Raw genomic sequence first — 17,912 nt, 5'->3', positions numbered from 1 at the left:
GACGGCGCGTCCGGCCCTGACGCCCGGCCGCCAGGGATGGACAGGGTGCTCCGGGTGTATGGCCGCAGCCGGCATGGTCGAAGAGGGCACGATCCGCGAGCACGTGCTCAAGGCCGGACGATGGCGCGACTCGGTCGTCCACGCCATCCTCACCGCGAGTGGACGGCACGCGTCGCAGGCCACTGACACGGGCGTGTGAAGCGCCGGGAAGTGCCTCACCGGACAGGCTGCGTCGTCCGCTTCGTACGGGACCGTGGTCCCGCCGCCCTAACGCAGGGCGGCGGCGACCAGACCCTCGAGGGCCTCGCGCGGTACCTCGCCGCCGCTGACCAGTCGGTCGAAGACCAGCCCGTCGATGCAGGTCAGCAGGGTGTGCGTGCGGTTCTCGACGTCCGTGACGCCGTGCGCGGCGAGGAAGATCCGGACGGCCTCGCGGCCGGCGTTCTCGCGGAGGAGGAGGATCTCGCGCAGCTCCGGATCGCGCACGCTCTCGATCGTGCAGGCGTAGCGGGCGAGCGAGCGGCGGCGGCCCTCGCCGGTGAGGCGCTGCCGGGTGAGCAGTGCCATGCCCTTCACCAGGTCCTCGACGGTGCGCAGGGGCGGAAGCTCTGTGGGCATCGTGTGCAGTTCCGCCTGGTCCAGTTGTACGAGGCGGGTGACGAGTGCCGTGAGCAGCGCGGCTCGGGTGCGGAAGTAGGCCGAGGTCGTGCCTGGTGGTAGCGCGGCTCTGCGGTCGACCGCGCGGTGCGTCAGGCCGCGGATGCCGTCGTCGGCGAGTACGTCGATAGCCGAGTCCGCGAGGAGGGTGCGTCGATCCGAAGCCATGCTCCTTTCTACACCTGTAGACACTCGGCTAGGATCGCCTTCTACAGGTGTAGAAGAATGGGGGTTCGACATGGGCGGCACGGCAGTGGTGCTCGGAGGGGGCATTGGCGGGCTGGCCGCCGCGCTCGGCCTGCGCCGCATCGGATGGGACGTGACGGTGGTCGAGCGCGCGCCCCTGCTGGAGGACGCCGGCGCCGGCATTTCCCTGGCCGCCAACGGCCTGCGCGCGCTGGACGAACTCGGCATCGGCGAACCGGTGCGGGACGCCTCGAAAGGCCAGTACACCGGCGGCACTCGGACGCCCCGGGGCGGATGGCTGGCCCGGATGGACGGCTCGGCGCTGGAGAAGGCGGTGGGTACGCCGATCATGGGCATCCCTCGCGCCACCTTGCACCGGCTGCTGCGCGCGTCCCTGCCCGCCGACTCCCTGCTGATCGGCGCCGAAGCGGCCCGGGTCGAGCAGACCGGCCCCGGGACCGTTCAAGTCGACTGCGGCGAGTCGGTCCTGAGCGCCGATCTGGTGGTGGCGGCCGACGGTATCGGCAGCAAGGTCCGCGGCCGTCTCTTCCCGGAACATCCCGGTCCGGTCTACAGCGGCTCGACGGTGCTGCGCGCCATCACCGAGCCCGCGGTCGATCTGCGTGCCGACTTCGAACTGACATGGGGTCGAGGCGCCGAGTTCGGACACATCGCCCTCCAGGACGGGCGGGCGGAGTGGCACGCCGTCCTCACCCTGCCTGCCGGTTCGCGATTCGCCGACCCGCCGGCCGAACTGCGCCGACGGTTCCAGGCCTGGCACGACCCGATCCCCGCCCTGCTCGAAGCGACCCTGCCCGCTGCCGTACTGCACCACGACGTGAACGAACTCCGCACGCCGCTCCCGTCGTACGTGGTCGGCCGGATCGCGCTGCTCGGCGACGCGGCTCACGCGATGACGCCCAACCTCGGGCAGGGCGCCTGCCAGGCACTGGAGGACGCGGTCACTCTGGCCGCCGCCCTCCGCGCCGAGTCCACCGTCGAGTCCGCGCTCGCCCGCTACGACGCCGAGCGCCGGCCGCGGAGCCAGGCCGTCGCCCAGGCCGCCCGGCAGGCCGGGAGAACGGGCCAGCAGCTCGCCCACCCGCTGGCCGTCGCGCTGCGGAACACGGCGATGCGGCTGACGCCGTCCCGGGCTGCTATGCGCATGATCCTGCGCCACCATGCCTGGGTGGCACCTCAGCTGGGCTGATCAGGCTCGCTCCGGGCGGCCGGCCACGAGGTGCGCTCAGGTACCCCTCAGGCATCCTTCAGTCCGCGTCACTGGAACGGGATCGGCTGGGTGAGGTTCACCGGGTTGCCGTCGGGGTCCTTGATGTGGGCGACGCGCTGCCCCCACGGCATGTCGTTGGGGCCACCGCTGACCGAGCCGCCCAGCGCGGTCACCCGGCCGAGGGTCTCGTCGACGTCGTCGACCGCGATGCTGAGCAGGATCCGCGGCGCCGCCTCGGTGCCGGCGTTCGCATCGGCCACGAGCCCGAGATCGGTGTCGCCGATGCGCAGGCCGAGATAGAAGGCCGGGCCTTCGTCCGGCACCCGGAAGAACTCTTCGGCACCGAACAATTTCGTATAAAAGTCGAGCAGGACGTCATGGTGGGCGGTCACGATCACTGGCTGGATGGTGGACATGTCACTCCTGTCGAGAACGGTCGTGTTGCCGGGTAGACCGCTCGACGACGGTGAACTCATCGGCAGAACCGCCCTCGCACCCCAGTCGATCTGCACCCCGGACTGCCGTCCATGACCGGACACCGATCACCGGGCCCGCCGGCCTGACGGTCGGCAGGGCCCGCGACGGTCAGGTCACGAGCGCAGCAGGTCCAGTTCGCTGCCGATCGCATCTCGCAGCACGTCATGCTGCGGACCGAGCCTGAACCGCTCGTCGCTCCACCGCTCACGCGGATGGAGCCACACCGGCTTGCCGACCACATCAGCCGGCTCCCACTCGAACCGCGGCCAGACATGCGCATGCAGGAACGGATCCGTATTCCCCAGGATCTCCAGGTTGACTCGCCGGAAAGCCGGGTCCAGCCGCCGACAGGCACGCTCGACCGCTTCACCGAGCTGGTCCATGTCGGACAGGAACGACATCCGCTTCGCCCTCGGCAGGTCCGACAGCCGCTGCACATCCGGCTCGTCCACGAGCAGAACCGAGTATCCCGGCAGGAACTGAACATCCCCGATCACCGCGAACCCCGACGTCAACCGTCGCATCACGGTCGGGTTCTCACCCCTCAGCGCAGTCCCGATCCGATCCGTCCGCCAGTCACCAGTCATGGCCAAAAGCTACCTTCCGGTGATCAAGGACCGCTCATGGAGGTACGTTCAGGACATGGATGCCAGCCACCAGCCGACGCTTGACGAGATCGAAGGGCGCTTCGTCGCGCTGGTCGAGGGTCGCCTGACCCGGGACGAGGCCGATCGCTGGGCCGGGGCGTGGGTGGCCGACGACACGCTGGTCTGGGACGACATCTCCTGGTGGGCACTGAACCTCCTCCACGGAATCGACCTTCCCGCAGGCGAGAACGGCGCCTACCTGCACGACGGCGAGCAGCTGCGTACATGGCTCGCCGAGCTGAGGCGCCTGAACAAGGGGCAAGGTCAATAGAACCCCTTGCCACGTCCACGGGTTTGAGTAGTCCGTCAAGAGCTGCAAATGGCAGGTACCGTTTGATGCGCACAACAGAGCTGGCAGAAGCCTGCATCGAGGATGCGAGCAACGTCTTGGTCGCGCCCTCGACGGTGCAAGGCAACGACGTGATCGGGGACTTCTTCGGATCCGTCATCACGCCGGAGGACCTCGCGTCTGGTTCGCCCGACCTCGCGCGGAAGACCGTCTATCTGTGCGGCGACATGTCCGGGATCAGTCGCCGTCAACTCCGTTCGGCTGCCCGGGTGTTCGTGGTCCGGGAGCTGTCTCATGGGTACCAGGAGGACGGCGACGACCATTGGACGCTCGTCGGCCTCGGGCGAGTTCCGGTTCGCGTACACGGCGTCGGCGTGTACTATCGCCGCTTTTTCGAACCCGGTGACGATCACTTCGGGCGGATCCGTGCGGAGCACACGTTCCAGTCCCTGACGGAGTCCACCAAACCGGGAACAGCCCATCGCAGCGGGATCTATCTGACGCCCGTCACGCGAAGGGGTGACGAACTGCATTTCCGTCTGCTCCGGTGCTCCACGAATCTCTCGGGGCCGACCGAGAGCTTTCGCCCGACCGACACGCGCATCGTCGAGGAGTTGAACCGCGAGGCCGCCGCCGTCTTCCGGAACCAGGCACCGCTGAATCACGTCCTCGCGCAGGTCTACCACAACACCCTTGCCACGGCCGAGCGCAAGCAGTCCAAGGCCAAGATCTCGGCCCATGCCGACAAGACCAAGGACATGCCCGTCAACGGCATCATGGCCTTCTGCACCTTCTATGACGGGCTCGACAAACTGGAGCCCCTGGCCGACGACGCGTTCGACCACGGTGTGAAGGGTACGAGCGGGCTGACCAGGCTCCACTTCCGCCTCAAGGGGGCGGTCGAAGAACGCGACGGAATCCCGCTCCCCGCGCAGTTCACCGTGACTCTCCATCCCGGCTCCGTGTTCTTCATGCCGCTGTCCACCAACCGTCTCTACACGCACGAGATCCGGCCCTCGACGTTGGACGCCGAGTTGCTCCCCACCCGCCTGGGGTACGTGGTGCGCTGTTCGAGCACCGAGGCCGTACACAAGAACGGCCACACGTTCCTCAAAACGGCCGGAGACCTGGTGCAGTTGGAGTCACCCACACCGGCCGGCATGGACGAGCTGCGCAGGCTGTACGCCGAGGAGAACAGGACGTCCTCCTTCATCGATTACGGCGACGAATTCCTGTTCAGCATGAACACGGGAGACTACGTTGCCCCTCGAGCCTAGGATCTCGGACGGGATCCTCTCGTTCGATCTGCCGACCGAGGAGAACCTCTTCGCGGAGCTGTCCGCGTCGACTCGATGGGAAGACGTGGGAAAGGGCCGGCGAGGCGCCGTGCTGACCAGGACCGACGATTCGGGTGGTGTGCCTCTCGTACGGACCACTACGCGGTACGGCAGCCCTGCACAGCGCTTCCGGGCGGTGCATGAACGGCTGGCGCAACAGATTCAAGAGCGTGCGGCACTTTCGACCGGTTTCAACAACGCTCTCATCGAGTGCTACACGAACGCCTACAGAACGATGGGTGGCCACTCCGACCAAGCGCTCGACCTGGCCGAAGAGTCGTTCATCGCCGTCTTCTCCTGCTACCAGCATCCCGAAGTGAGCCCGCCGAGGAAGCTGATCTTCGAATCGAAGGGGTCCGGTGGCGAGAAGCTCGAGGTTCCGCTCGCCCACAACAGCGTCGTCGCGTTCTCCGTCGCAACGAACCGGCGACTCAGGCACAAGATCGTATGGGACGCGCCCGTCCACACGGTGGACAACCCATGGTTGGGTGTGACCTTCCGAACGTCGAAGACCTTCGTTCGGTTTCGCGACGGACAGGCGTACCTTCCGCAGGGTGCGCGCCTCATGTCGGCCGAGGACGAGCAGAGCCGCGAGTTCTACCAGCTGCGACGCCGTGAGAACAATGAAACGGAATTCACCTACCCGCCGTTGACGTACACGATCAGCGAGAGCGATTTGACGCCGCCGGTCTGACCCGAGCCGCCGCGCCGCTCCGCGCGACGAACCGGGGGACGGGCACCCATACTGAGGATGACGGCGCCCGCCCAGCGGTGCGTACGCTCAGGAATCGCGGTGGCGATGCAGCAGGTGCCCTTCGACGAGGTGACCACCAGCGCGGCCCGGGACGCGGGCGGGTGGCTGGGGGCCCTGCCGGTCGCCGTGGTGGCCACCAGCGCGGACGGGGCGATCGTCCGTTGGGACCACGCGGCGGAGGACCTGCTCGGCTACACCCCCCACGAGGTGCTGGGCCTGCACATCGCCGACCTGCTCCACCCTGGCGCGGACCGCAGCCTCGGCCGATCGTTGTGGGAGGGCGCGGCCACGGGGCGCGGGGTCATGGGAACGGTGACCGCCTGGCACAAAGAGGGACGCCCGCTGGACCTGGAGATCTGGGCGTGTCCGGTGCCGGCCCGGCACAGAGGTGGGACGACGGTGCTGGTGTTCGCCGCGGAGGCCCAGGCCGCACGGCAGATCCGCGGCTCGTCGGCGGTGTGGGACGGACTGTTCTCCCGCTCCCCGGTCGGCATCGCGGTCATGGACACGCAACTCAGGTTCCTGCGCGTCAACCCCGCCCTCGAGGCCATGAACGGCCTCCCGCAGGCCGCTCACATCGGACGCCGCCTGGTCGAGGTCCTGCCCGACGTCGAAGCCGCGGACATGGAGCGCGCCATGCGCCGGGCGCTGGACGAGGGAACCCCCGTCCTGGACTCCCGCGGCACGGGCCGGACCCCGGCCGATCCGGACCACGACCACGTGTGGTCGGGGTCGTACGTCCGGTTGGAGGACGCCGAAGGACGCCCGATCGGGCTGGCCGCGACGCTGATCGACATCACCGCCCAGCAGCAGATGCAGCTCGAAGCCGACGAGAGCCGGCGCCACCTCGCCCTGGTCAACGAGGCGACCGTCAAGATCGGCACCAGCCTGGACCTGGAACGCACCGCGCAAGAACTCGCCGATGTCGCCGTGCCCGATCTCGCGGACGCCATCACCGTCGACGTCCTGGAGTCCCTGGCCGCCGGCGGCGAGCTCGGTGCCGGCCTGACCGGCGGTACCACGCTGCGCCGGCTGGCCAAGGCGCCGCTGACCGGGTCGCCCGTCACGAACGCACTCGTCCCGCTGGGACGCACGCTCGCCTTTCCCGCCAACGCGCCCTACACCCGGGCCCTCGGCGCGCGCCGCTCCTACGTCGTCGCCGAGTTCGACGAGCAGGCCATCGCCTCGGCGGCCGGTCACTCCACCACGCCCGCGGAGCTGCTGCGGCTGGGGGTGCACTCGTTCATGATGACCCCGCTGCTCGCCCGCGGCGTGGTGCTGGGCCTGGCCACGTTCTACCGGACCCGGCCCGTCGGCCCCTTCACCGAGGACGAGGTCGCCCTCGCCGGTGAACTGGCGGCCCGCGCCGCCGTCTGCGTCGACAACGCGCGCCTCTACCGCCGGGAGCACGACACCGCCGCCGTGCTGCAGCGCAGCATGCTCCCGCAACACATCACTCCGCCTCCGGGGATCGAGGTCGCCCACCGCTACCTGCCGGCGAGCGACGTCAACGAGGTCGGCGGCGACTGGTACGACGTCATCGCCCTGGACGACGGCAGGGCCGTGCTCGTCATCGGCGACGTGATGGGCCACGGCACCACGGCGGCGGCGGTGATGGGCCGGCTCTCCGCGAGCGTCAGGGCCCTCGCCCGCCTCGATCTCTCCCCGGAGGAGATGCTGTACCAGCTGGAGGCCGCTCTGCACGACCTCGCCGAGCCGATGCTCGCGACCTTCCTGTCCGTCGTGGTCGACCCGGCCACCGGCCACTGCCGGATCACTCGGGCAGGACACCCGCCCCCCGCGGCCGTCTCGCCCGACGGCGTCGTCCGCCTTCTCGACGTACCGCCGGGGCTGCCGCTCGGCGTCGGCGGCGTCCCCTTCACGACCACGGAGGTCACCCTGCCCCTCGGCAGTCTTCTCGTTCTGTACACCGACGGCCTCGTCGAGGCGCGCAGCAGCGACATCGACGCGCGCCTCGACGAACTGACCGACCTGCTCGCCAAGCCCGTACCCTCCCTGTCCGCCGTCTGCGACCGCCTGCTCACGCACCTCGTCCCGGCCTCCGCGGACGACGACATCGCTCTCCTCGTCGCCCGGATCAACACACCGGCCTGATCAGCGGGCACCGACCTGCCGTGGGTCGGCCGCGGGGGTCAGTCCTGGGGCACGGGGGCAACACGCGCGCGGTCGTTGTCGTCGGCGTGGTCGAGCGACTCGTGATCATGACCTGCCCCCTCACGACACCAGACCGCGCCCGCCGGCCCGCCGGCCGGAGGGGCCGGGCAGGTTTCGACCGGGGCCGAACGGCCCGGTCGGGACGCTCCCGGTACGGCCCATGCGGCCCTCCCGGGCAGCCCCCTTGGGCACTGTGTCGGGGGAAGCGGGGGCGTGAGGGTGGAAGCGAGAGTCCGACCGAACTCCGCGACCCGATCCGTCTGCCGGGTCCGTTCCGCAGGACCGCACACAAGGAGCAGAACAATGGCCGGAGACAAGGCGGAGCGCAGGCACAGTCACCTCCTCGACTTCAACGACTGGTTCAACCGGGAGTTCCCGGGGCTGCCCGGGTGGCGTCCCGGGACCGCCGCGCACTCCGTCCCGGTGGAGGTGTCCAGCGGTGGCGGCGAGTACGTGCTGCGCGCCCAGTTGCCCGGGATGGACCCCGACGACGTCACCGTCACCGTCGAAGACAACCTCATCACGGTGAGCGCCGAGCACAGCGAGGGCCAGGAGGACAAGGAGCACTCGGAGTTCCGCTACGGAGCGTTCCGCCGGACGGTGAGGCTTCCGTCGACCGTCGTCACCGACGGTGCCGAAGCCTCGTACCAGGACGGCATCCTCACCATCCGTGTCCCGATGCCGGAGCAGGAGAGCGCGGGCCGACGGACCATCCCCGTGCGACGAGCCGACGGCACCGCGGGCGGCGAGAGGTCATGAACCACATGGGAAGCGAGCTCGGCAGCACGCGGTGAGTGCCGGTCCGGTCGGCTCCGGCTCCTCACCGCCCCGCGCCCGGTTCGACGACCGGGGCGTGGGCGTCGGTGGCGTCCCGAGCCGGACGCTCCCGGTTGCGGCGCCGCAGCTTCGCGAAACCCTGGAAGAGACCGCAGTACCGAGCAGGGCCGGGCGCGGCCCGATGAGGGGCGCGTCGGAGGCGGAGGCGGGGCACCGCCTCGGACATGACCGGTCCTCGTTCGGAAGGCGGTCCGGTCTGCACCTTCGCGCCGGACCGCACCGGACCGCGCCGGCCCGCGGGGCCCGACCGGTCCCCTCCCGGGAACCGTTCGGCACATGCGCCGACGCGGACCGGCGGCCGAGTCTGATGCGGAAGGACACCCGAACGCACCGAAGGAAGTGGGTGGGTGTGATGAAGGCAGCCGTCTTTCAGGGACCGGGCCCGATCGCCTGGCAGGACGTGCCCGACCCGGGCATCAAGGACCCCGCGGACGCGATCGTCCGGGTAGACGTCGTGACGATCTGCGGCACCGACCTGCACATCCTCAAGGGCGACGTGCCGGAGGTGACGCCCGGCCGGGTGCTCGGTCACGAGGCCGTGGGCACGGTGGTCGAGACCGGTCGGGACGTGCGCACCGTACGGCCCGGGGACCGTGTCCTGATCTCCTGCATCTCGGCCTGCGGCCGCTGCCGCTTCTGCCGCGAGGGCCGCTACGGCCAGTGCCGCGGCGGCGGAGGCTGGGTTCTCGGGCACACCATCGACGGCACGCAGGCGGAGTACGTCCGGGTGCCATTCGCCGACCTGTCCGTGCACCCGTTGCCGAGCGCGGTCGACAGCTTCGACGCCGTCCTGCTCGCGGACATCTTCCCCACCTCCTACGAGGTGGGCGTCCTCAACGGCGGGGTACGGCCGGCCGACACGGTCGTCGTGGTCGGCGCGGGCCCCATCGGCCTCGCGGCCATCGCCACCGCACGCCTCTACAGCCCCGGCCGGATCATCGCCGTCGACCTCGCGGAGTCCCGGCTCGCCGCCGCGCGCACGCTCGGCGCCGACGCCACCGCGACCGTCGGCGAGGGCCCGGAGCAGCTCGTCGAGGACCTGACGGAGGGCCTGGGCGCCGACGTCGTCATGGAGGCGGTCGGCGTTCCCGAGGCCTTCGAGATGTGCACGCGGATGGTCCGGCCCGGCGGCCGGGTCGCCAACATCGGCGTGCACGGCAAGCCCGCGGTACTGCACCTCGAAGACCTGTGGATCAAGGACGTCACCATCACCACCGGTCTCGTGGACACCTCGTCCACCCCCATGCTGCTGCGCATGATGGCGGCCGGCCGCCTGCCGGCGGCGGAGCTGGTCACCCACCGTTTCGAGCCGGGGCAGATGGAGGAGGCGTACGACGTGTTCGGCCGCGCGGCCGACACCGGAGCCCTCAAGGTCGCGCTTGGCGCGCCGCAGCACACGGCCGTCATGGCCACCGGGTCCACGGCGGCCGGATGAACGCTCGACGCGCGGGCTCCCCGCCCCCGCAGGCTGTCGTGTGCGACACCGACGGCGTCCTGCTCGACTCCGCCGCCGTGCACGCGACCGCGTGGAAGCGCGCATTCGACGCCTGCCTCGACCGACTGGCACCCGAGGCGGGGAGGCAGGCGCCGTTCGACGCCGACACCGAGTACCGGCGGTACGTCGACGGCAGGTCGCGGTACGACGGCGCCGAAGCGTTCCTGGCCGCCCGCGGCATCCGGCTCCCACCGGGCGATCCGGGGGACCCGCCCGGCTGCGGCACCGTCTGGGCCGTGGCGGCGGGAAAGGAGGCGGCGTTCCAGGACGCGCTCGACGGCGTGCAGGTCGCCTGCTACGAGGACGCCGCGGAGGCGCTGGCCGTCCTGCGCTCCCTGGGTGTGCCCTGCGCCGCCGTGTCGGCATCCCGCCACGCCCGGGCGTTCCTCGACGTCACCGGGCTGCACCACTTCCTCGCCGCCGTCGTGGACGGCGAGGACGCCGCCCGGATCGGCCTCGCCGGAAAGCCGGACCCGGCGCTCTTCCTGCACGCGGCCGGCCTCCTCGGCACCGACCCGGGTCACACCGCGGTGGTCGAGGACGCCCTGGCCGGCGTACGCGCCGGACGCCGGGGAGGCTTCTGCCTCGTCGTGGGACTCGACCGCACGGCGGACGCGCACGCCACGCCGGACCTGCGGGGAGAGGGAGCGGACCTCGTCGTCCCCGACCTTGTGACGCTGGTCCGGAGCGTATGGGGTGAGCGCGGATGACCACCGGCTGGACCTGGACGTACGACCACTACGAACCGGAACGCGAACGGCTGGTCGAAGCGCTCTGCACCCTCGGCAACGGCCGGTTCGCCACCCGGGGGTCAGCGCCGGAATGCGCGGCCGACGCCACCCACTACCCGGGCACCTATCTGGCCGGCTGCTACGACCGGCTCACCTCGGTCGTCGCGGGGGAGCGGGTCGAGAACGAGGACCTCGTCAACCTCCCCGACTGGACCCGCCTGCGCTACCGCTGCCTGCCGGACGACGGGCCGCCCGGAGACTGGCTGACGCCCGACTCCGAGGACTCGCGGCACGACGACGTGCACCTCGATCTGCGCGGAGGCGTGCTGGGCCGGCACCTGTTCTTCCGGGACGACCACGGCCGCGGCCTGCGGGTGAGCCACCTCCGGATCGTGCACATGGGGGACGCCTCGCTCGCGGCCCAGCGCACGATGTTCCGTGCGTACGGCTGGAGCGGCGTCCTCGAGGTCGAGTCCGTCCTGGACGGCGCGGTCACCAACGCCGGGGTGGAGCGCTACCGGAATCTGGAGGGGCGGCATCTCACGGGCCACCGAGCCGGGTTCGAGCCCGGCGGGGTCGCCTGGCTCACCTGCCGCACGGCCGACCCGGAAGCCCTGATCGCCGCGGCCGTCCGCACGATCACCCGCCCCGAGCGCCCTGCCCGCGAGACTGTGACGAGGACCGGCACCGTCCAGACGTACCGCCTGCCGATCGCTCCCCGCCGCTCGGCGAGCGTCGTGAAGACACTGGCCCTGCACACGTCCACGGACCGGCCCGCCGGTGATCCCCGCGCGAGGGCCTGCGACGGGGCATCCCGCGCCCCGGCCTTCCCGCAGCTGCTGGCCACCCACAAGGCGTCCTGGCAACGTATCTGGGATCAGGGCACGTTGCACGTCCCCGGGAAGGCCGGCCGAATCCTGCGGCTGCACCTCTTCCATCTGCTCCAGACGCTGTCCCCGCACACGGCGGAACTCGACGTGGGCGTTCCGGCGCGGGGTCTGCACGGCGAGGCCTACCGGGGCCACGTCTTCTGGGACGAGTTGTTCGTGCTGCCGTACCTCGACCTGCACTTCCCAGAGGTGGCCCGGTCCCTGCTCCTGTACCGGTACCGCCGCCTGCCGGCCGCCCGCGCGGCGGCTCGCGCGGCCGGTGGCGTCGGTGCCATGTACCCGTGGCAGAGCGCGAGTTCGGGCCGTGAGGAGACGCAGGAGCTGCACCTCAACCCGCGCTCCGGACGCTGGCTGCCCGACCACTCCCGCCTCCAGCACCACGTGGGCTCGGCCGTCGCGTACAACGTGTGGCGGTACGCGGAGGCCACCGGCGACCGCGGATTCCTGTACGGCGAGGGGGCGGAGACGCTCCTGGAGATCGCCCGGTACTGGGCCGGCACCGCCCGCTACGACCCGTCGCTCGGGCGTTATCGGATCCGCGGGGTGGTCGGCCCCGACGAGTACCACGACGCCTACCCCGACAGCACCGCACCGGGCATCGACGACAACGCGTACACGAACGTCACCGCCGCCTGGGTGCTCGCCCGGGGCCTCGACCTCCTGAGCGAACTGCCCGCCGCCCGGCGGTCGGAGCTGCGGGCGCGACTGTCACTGGACGACGCGGAGTCCGACCTCTGGGAGGACGTCTCCCGCCGCCTCCACGTGCCCTTCCACCAGGGCGTGGTGAGCCAGTTCGAAGGCTACGGCGACCTCGCGGAGCTCGACTGGGACGCGTACCGGGCGAGTTACGGCGACATCCGCCGCCTCGACCGGATCCTGGAGGCGGAGGGCGACACGGTCAACCGGTACCAGGCGTCCAAACAGGCCGACACCCTCATGCTCGGCCATCTGTTCCGGAACGAGGAGCTGTACGCGTTGTTCGACCGGCTCGGCCACCGGCTGGACGACGAGGTGTGGCGCGCCACCGTCGCGTACTACCTGGAGCGCACGAGCCACGGCTCGACGCTCAGCAGCCTCGTCCACGGCTGGGTCCTGGCCCGGCAGAAGGGCGCCGACGCCTGGAGGTACTGCGAGGAGGCCCTCCTCGCGGATGTGGCCGATCTCCAGGGCGGGACGACCGGCGAGGGCATCCACCTCGGCGCGATGGCGGGCACGATCGACCTCGTCGAGCGCGGCATCACCGGCCTCGAAGCCGGCTCGGAGGGGCTCCGGGTCGCCCCGGTGATGCTGCGGGAGCTCCCGCGGTTCGCGTTCACCCTGTGCGTCGCCGGTCATCGAGGGGTGCGCCTCCGGGTGCTTCCCAGGCGACTGGCCGTACGGGTCCCGGCCTCGTCGAGGGCCCCGCTGACCGTCGTCCTGCCGGGCGGACGGCGCCGCGCGGTCGCACCGGGGGAGGAGCGCTGGTTCCGCCTGTGACCTGGTTCCGTTCCGCCTGTGACGCTGGTTCCGCCTCCGTTCCGAGGCTGCGGCACACGTGAGTCCGCTCAGACGAAGGTCAGCACCTCGGAGGCGGGCCTCCTCGGGGTGGCTCCGCCCCGGGGCCCGTAGCCCAGGCGGATCACCATGTGGACGTAGCCGGCCGTGGAAGCCGGATCGCGTGCGTCGGCGCGGAGTTCGGGCCATTCGAGGGGCTGGGACGTGAGGGAGGTGGAGAGACCGTCGAGGGTGGCCCGGAGCAGTACGCGCTGCATCGCCTGGCCGGCCCTCAGCCAGTCCATCGGGGTGTCCTCGGCCGTGCCGAGGAGGGCGATCCGGGGGTGGTTCTCGAAGCGGGCCGAGGGACGCTCGGTAACGTGCCGGGAGGAGTCGAAGTCCCTGACCGGAGACGTCACGTCGTACTGCCGGGGGCCGAGGGCGGCCGATGGGATGCCCTCGGCCCCACCGCTCTCGTCGCCCGCGTCCGTGCGGATCCAGCTGGCGATCTCCGCCCGGACCGACGCGTCCGCGGCCTCGAACAGCTGGGAGGTGTGGACGAGGTGCATGACGGTGTCGGTGTGCCACGCTCCCGGCAGGACCAGGTGGCACCCCTCCAGGAGGGCGGCGGCACGGAGGCCGTCCAGGATCTCGGAGGGTATCTGCTCGTCGGTGAACGGGAACCGGCTGGTGTGCCGGATGCGCAGGGCGGGCCGGAGCGCCGCCAGGCGGTCGTCGACGGCGGCCTGCCGAACCCACTGGATGCGCACGTCGGCGAGGTGCCAGGGGTCGTCGGGATCGGGCAGCAGCCGGGGCGCGGACTTCCGGCCGTGGTGGGCGGCGCTGACGCGCAGGTTGAACAGGGCGGCGCCGCATCCGAGGTGGATGGCGCGGTGGTCGGGGTCCTCGCGTGGCATCTCGCGCGAGGGGTCGCCATGCAGCTCGATGGTGTCGGTATCGGTCCGGTGGACGAACTTCCACGGCTGTGCGTTGTGCATCGACGGTGCGGTGATGGCGTCCTCGATCATCGAGGTCACGAGTGCTCGGGTCAGGGTCGGGGTTGTCACGGCTCGTCCTCCCTGTGTGCGGGATTCATTCGAAGGCTTCGTGGGAGGTTCGCGCGGCGGGTGCGAGTCGGGCGCCGTCCTCCTGGGCGGAGACGCGGTCCACGACCGCGACCACACCGTCGACGCGCTCGGTGAGGCCGACGAGCATCCGCGCCTGGCTCCGCCGCCGGAGGCGGCCTTCCACGGTCACCACGCCGTCCAGGACGTGCACGTCGACCGCGTCACCGGGCAGGCCCAGGACGTCGGCGAGGACGTCCTCGCGCACCCGACGCCGTATCTCCGCGTCGGGACGGAGATAGACACAGAGCAGATCGCGCCGGGTCACGATGCCCACCAGTCGTTCTTCCTCGTCGACCACCGGCAGGCGCTCGACTCCACGACGCACCATCAGACGGGCCGCATCCGCCACCGACTGCTCGGCGTGCACGGTGACGGCCGGCTCGGTCATCAGCTTCCGCGCGGTCGGCTTTCGCGCGGCCAGGAGGTCGCTCTCGGAGACCACACCGAGCACCCGGTCGTCCTCGTCGACCACGGGGACTCCGGTGATGTCGTGCTCGGCGAGCAGCTTGGCCACTTGCTTGAACGAGGTCGCAGGGGTGGCCGAGACCACATTGCCGGTCATCAAGGTGCCGACCTTCATGTGCTTCATCGCCGCGCCTCCTGTTCGCGCTGCCGCTACGGTGCGCTGCCCCGTGTCACCACCCTCTTCCGACCACCGGTGCTCCGGGAGGGCCGAACGGTCCACAGCCGGGTCCGAACGGACTGGGACCCGAGCGGCCGGGACTCCGCACCCTCAAGGGGACCTTTGGCCCCTGCCGTGGCCCCAGCGGCCCTCCGGCAGCCGGGACGTCGGCTGTCACGGTGGGAGCAAGCCCACGGACCGGAGGAGGAGCCATGGACGGAACCAGGGACCGTCCCGGCCTGGGCCGGGTCGTTGTCGGTCTGGACGGGTCACCGTCCGCGCAGGCGGCGGCGATGTGGGCCGCGAACGAGGCGGTGCTGCGCGGCAGCGGCCTGTGCCTCGTCCACGCGACTGACACCGACGCGGCCTCCGGGCTCCTTTCTCCGGCGGAGGAGGACCGGCGCCGGCAGGCCGGCCGGGAACTGCTCGACCGGGCCGCCGAGGCCGTCGCGGCGCGCCACCCCGACCTCGTGGTCGTCACGGAACTCGGCACAGGCTCGCCCGTCGACGTCCTGCGCAGGGCCGCCGCACTGAGCGGCACGATCGTCGTCGGGCACCGGGGCCGCGGCGGGTTCTCCTCCCTCCTGCTCGGCTCGGTCGGCCTCGAACTCGCTGCCGGCGCCACCACGCCGGTGGTCGTCGTGCGCGGAGCCGCCGAGCCGGCCGAGACGGGCGCCGTTCTCGCGGCGATCCGGGACGAGAACGACGTGGGCTGCGCGAGGGCGGCGGCCCGCGAGGCCCAGCTGCGCGAGGTCCCGCTGCGGCTGTTCCACGTCTGGGGAACGGACCCGTACTCCGGCGTACGAGGTGCGCTGCGCAACGGCGCGGACAACCGCGCACGTGCGCACGTGCACGCGTCGGTGGAGATCACCGACAGGCTCCGGAAGGAGTTCCCGGGACTGGCTCTGGACACCGAGGGCGAGAAGAGCCACAGCGTGCCCGGCACGCTCGTCGAGGCGTCACGCCGCGCCGACCTCGTCGTCGTCGGCGGCCGGCGGGCGCCCGGCTATCTCGGACCGACGCTCGGCCGGACCACGCTCACCCTGCTGCAGCACGCCCGCTGCCCGGTGGAGCTGATCCCCCGGCACGGACCCGGACACGGCAGCACGTCCTGACCAGGACAAGCGGCGGCTGACCGTCGGGCCCGGGTCCGGCTGCCAGGCCCGACAGGAACGGACTGGGCATCGGGATTACGGTGAAAGCGGGCGCGACGGGCTTCGTTCGCGCGCGTGACGCGACCGGAGGTTTCGATGGGCCGGGAGAGCACCGGGTCCGCGGACACGCGGCTGCCACGGCTGAGACTCGACGAGCTCCTCGACGAGGTCCAGGCGCGCATCGAAGAGGTCCGGGGCACCAGGGACCGGCTCAACGGGCTCCTGGAAGCGGTCATGTCGGTCGGCCGCGAGCTCGACCTGCCGCAGGTGCTGCGCGGCATCGTCGAGGCTGCGGTGACCCTGGTGGACGCCGAGTACGGTGCCCTGGGCGTCATCGGGGATGGCCTCAAACTCTCCGCATTCGTCCCGATCGGCATCGACGACGACCTCCGTGAACGGATCGGCGCCCTGCCGTCGGGCCACGGCATCCTCGGCGAGCTGATCCGCAACCCGGAGCCGCTCCGCCTGTCCGAGCTCTCCGAGCACCCTGCCTCTTACGGCTTTCCGGCCCACCATCCGCCCATGCACACGTTCCTCGGCGTCCCGATCCGCGTGCGCGACGAGGTCTTCGGCAACCTCTATCTCACCGAGAAGCGCGGCGGCGCCGACTTCGACATGGAGGACGAAGCCGTGGTCACCACGCTGGCCGTCGCGGCCGGCATCGCCATCGAGAACGCCCGCCTCTATGAGGAGGGACGGCTGCGCCAGCGCTGGCTGGCCGCGAGCGCCGACTTCACCAGCGCGCTCCTGTCCGGCGAGGAGGAGACCGATGTCCTCGGCGGGATGCTGGAGCGAGCCGTGGACATCGCGGGCGCGGACATCGGGGTCTTCTACCTGGTCGGACCGGGGGGAGAACTGCGCGGTTCGCTGGCCTGCGGCGACGGAGCCGAGGCGCACCGGGGCGTCGAACTGCCCAGCAGCGAGGGAACCCTCGCCGCCGCAGCCCTGACCCAGGACGGTCCCCTCACCGTGGCCGACGTCGAGAACGACCCTCGCGTCACGGTCCACCCCGAGCGCTGGAAGGGATTCGGACCGGCGGTGGCCGTCACGGTGGGCACCAAGGAACGGCTGAGCGGTGTGCTCATCCTCGCGCGGTCCGCGGGACGCTCGCCCTTCACGGGCGTGGAGACCAGCGTCCTGCCCGGATTCGCCGGGCAGGCGGCACTGGCTCTCGAACTGGCCGACCGGCGTCGTGACGCCGAGCAGGTCAGCCTCCTCGAGGACCGCGACCGGATCGCACGTGACCTGCACGACCTTGCGATCCAGCGGCTGTTCGCCACCGGCATGACCCTGCAGAGCGCCCGCCGGTTCGTCGAGCACCCGGAGGCCGCGGACCGGCTGACCCGGGCGATCGACGACCTCGACTCCACCATCAAGATCATCCGCTCGACGATCTTCGGCCTGCGGGAGCACGACACTCCCGGGACGGCACCGAAGCTCCGGAACCGCATCGTGAAGGCGGTCGACTCGGCCGCGTCCACGCTCGGGTTCGCCCCCGCGCTGCTCATGGAGGGCCTCCTCGACACGGACGTGCCGTCCGAGGCGGCCGACGAGGTCGTCGCGGTCATCGGCGAAGCTCTCACCAATGTCGCCCGCCACGCGAACGCACGCCACGCGGAGGTGTCCGTCGTCGCCGCGGACGGCGTCCTCGCGGTGACGGTGAGCGACGACGGGGTGGGCCTGCGTCCGGGTGGGGTCCGCAGCGGACTGCGGAACCTCGCCGAACGGGCCGCACACCTGGGCGGCGACCTGTCGGTCCGTTCACGACCCCAGCCGACCGGCGGCACGCTGCTCGAATGGCGTATCCGCCTGCCGGCCGCATCCGACTGA

At 71.2% G+C, this 17,912-nt stretch carries 18 protein-coding genes; 12 read left to right on the top strand and 6 right to left on the bottom strand.

What is annotated here, in order from left to right:
- Positions 1 to 58: 58 nt before the first annotated feature.
- Complete coding sequence (locus tag R2D22_RS01010) at positions 59 to 199, top strand: GNAT family protein (RefSeq protein ID WP_318100210.1); 141 nt, start codon at positions 59 to 61, stop codon at positions 197 to 199.
- A gap of 68 nt (positions 200 to 267) precedes the next feature.
- Here R2D22_RS01010 and R2D22_RS01005 read toward each other — a convergent pair whose 3' ends face one another.
- Entirely contained in the window at positions 268 to 825 is a 558-nt protein-coding gene (locus tag R2D22_RS01005; RefSeq protein WP_318100209.1) for a TetR/AcrR family transcriptional regulator, read from the bottom strand.
- 70 nt (positions 826 to 895) lie between these two features.
- Here R2D22_RS01005 and R2D22_RS01000 point away from each other — a divergent pair, with 70 nt between their 5' ends.
- Positions 896 to 2,053: an FAD-dependent monooxygenase gene (locus R2D22_RS01000; protein ID WP_318100207.1), complete on the top strand. Its 1,158-nt coding sequence runs from the start codon at positions 896 to 898 to the stop codon at positions 2,051 to 2,053.
- A 68-nt stretch (positions 2,054 to 2,121) separates the two neighbouring features.
- Here the strand turns inward: R2D22_RS01000 and R2D22_RS00995 are convergent, their stop codons facing one another.
- Both R2D22_RS00995 and R2D22_RS00990 read right to left on the bottom strand, forming a co-directional pair.
- A complete protein-coding gene (locus R2D22_RS00995) occupies positions 2,122 to 2,490 on the bottom strand; it encodes a VOC family protein (RefSeq protein WP_318109534.1) in 369 nt (122 codons plus the stop codon).
- 174 nt (positions 2,491 to 2,664) lie between these two features.
- Entirely contained in the window at positions 2,665 to 3,138 is a 474-nt protein-coding gene (locus tag R2D22_RS00990; protein WP_318100205.1) for a diadenosine tetraphosphate hydrolase, read from the bottom strand.
- 55 nt (positions 3,139 to 3,193) lie between these two features.
- On the opposite strand from R2D22_RS00990, the gene R2D22_RS00985 reads away from it, so the two are divergent.
- The 5 genes from R2D22_RS00985 to R2D22_RS00965 all read left to right on the top strand — a co-directional run bounded on the left by R2D22_RS00985 (position 3,194) and on the right by R2D22_RS00965 (position 8,512).
- A complete protein-coding gene (locus R2D22_RS00985) occupies positions 3,194 to 3,469 on the top strand; it encodes a hypothetical protein (protein ID WP_318100203.1) in 276 nt (91 codons plus the stop codon).
- Positions 3,470 to 3,534: 65 nt separating this feature from the next.
- A complete protein-coding gene (locus R2D22_RS00980) occupies positions 3,535 to 4,764 on the top strand; it encodes a hypothetical protein (RefSeq protein ID WP_318100201.1) in 1,230 nt (409 codons plus the stop codon).
- Positions 4,748 to 5,518, top strand: a complete 771-nt coding sequence (locus R2D22_RS00975) for an alpha-ketoglutarate-dependent dioxygenase AlkB family protein (RefSeq protein ID WP_318100199.1) — start codon at positions 4,748 to 4,750, stop codon at positions 5,516 to 5,518. Before R2D22_RS00980 ends, R2D22_RS00975 begins: the two co-directional genes overlap by 17 nt.
- Before the next feature lie 105 nt (positions 5,519 to 5,623).
- Positions 5,624 to 7,693, top strand: a complete 2,070-nt coding sequence (locus tag R2D22_RS00970; protein WP_318109532.1) for a SpoIIE family protein phosphatase — start codon at positions 5,624 to 5,626, stop codon at positions 7,691 to 7,693.
- 363 nt (positions 7,694 to 8,056) lie between these two features.
- Positions 8,057 to 8,512 carry an Hsp20/alpha crystallin family protein gene (locus R2D22_RS00965; RefSeq protein WP_318100197.1) on the top strand — a complete coding sequence of 152 codons (456 nt, stop codon included), beginning with the start codon at positions 8,057 to 8,059 and terminating at the stop codon, positions 8,510 to 8,512.
- 61 nt (positions 8,513 to 8,573) lie between these two features.
- On the opposite strand, the gene R2D22_RS00960 is transcribed toward R2D22_RS00965, so the two are convergent.
- Positions 8,574 to 8,756, bottom strand: coding sequence for a hypothetical protein (locus tag R2D22_RS00960; RefSeq protein ID WP_318100195.1), 183 nt, complete (start codon positions 8,754 to 8,756; stop codon positions 8,574 to 8,576).
- Between the two features lie 186 nt (positions 8,757 to 8,942).
- On the opposite strand from R2D22_RS00960, the gene R2D22_RS00955 reads away from it, so the two are divergent.
- From R2D22_RS00955 to R2D22_RS00945, 3 genes are read left to right on the top strand one after another with little or no spacing between them, the layout of a single operon-like run.
- Positions 8,943 to 10,025 carry a zinc-dependent alcohol dehydrogenase family protein gene (locus R2D22_RS00955; RefSeq protein ID WP_318100194.1) on the top strand — a complete coding sequence of 361 codons (1,083 nt, stop codon included), beginning with the start codon at positions 8,943 to 8,945 and terminating at the stop codon, positions 10,023 to 10,025.
- Entirely contained in the window at positions 10,022 to 10,795 is a 774-nt protein-coding gene (locus tag R2D22_RS00950; protein WP_318100192.1) for an HAD family hydrolase, read from the top strand. Before R2D22_RS00955 ends, R2D22_RS00950 begins: the two co-directional genes overlap by 4 nt.
- On the top strand, positions 10,792 to 13,182 hold the full coding sequence (locus R2D22_RS00945) for a glycoside hydrolase family 65 protein (protein WP_318100190.1): 2,391 nt from the start codon (positions 10,792 to 10,794) through the stop codon (positions 13,180 to 13,182). The genes R2D22_RS00950 and R2D22_RS00945 overlap by 4 nt, the downstream gene beginning before the upstream one ends.
- Positions 13,183 to 13,250: 68 nt before the next feature.
- Here R2D22_RS00945 and R2D22_RS00940 read toward each other — a convergent pair whose 3' ends face one another.
- The gene (locus tag R2D22_RS00940; RefSeq protein ID WP_411976956.1) at positions 13,251 to 14,246 is read right to left on the bottom strand and encodes an Acg family FMN-binding oxidoreductase; all 996 of its coding nucleotides are present in this window, start codon (positions 14,244 to 14,246) and stop codon (positions 13,251 to 13,253) included.
- Positions 14,247 to 14,271: 25 nt separating this feature from the next.
- A complete protein-coding gene (locus R2D22_RS00935) occupies positions 14,272 to 14,895 on the bottom strand; it encodes a CBS domain-containing protein (RefSeq protein ID WP_318100188.1) in 624 nt (207 codons plus the stop codon).
- Positions 14,896 to 15,140: 245 nt separating this feature from the next.
- On the opposite strand from R2D22_RS00935, the gene R2D22_RS00930 reads away from it, so the two are divergent.
- Together R2D22_RS00930 and R2D22_RS00925 are read left to right on the top strand one after the other, a co-directional pair.
- Positions 15,141 to 16,043: a universal stress protein gene (locus R2D22_RS00930; protein ID WP_318100186.1), complete on the top strand. Its 903-nt coding sequence runs from the start codon at positions 15,141 to 15,143 to the stop codon at positions 16,041 to 16,043.
- 135 nt (positions 16,044 to 16,178) lie between these two features.
- Positions 16,179 to 17,912 carry a sensor histidine kinase gene (locus R2D22_RS00925; RefSeq protein ID WP_318109528.1) on the top strand — a complete coding sequence of 578 codons (1,734 nt, stop codon included), beginning with the start codon at positions 16,179 to 16,181 and terminating at the stop codon, positions 17,910 to 17,912.

It is taken from the genome of Streptomyces sp. HUAS YS2 (genome assembly GCF_033343995.1).
In the GTDB taxonomy this organism is placed as follows: Bacteria; Actinomycetota; Actinomycetes; order Streptomycetales; family Streptomycetaceae; genus Streptomyces; species Streptomyces solicathayae.
Note: the sequence above shows the minus strand (reverse complement) of the source record. Positions and strands in the feature narration are given on the sequence as shown.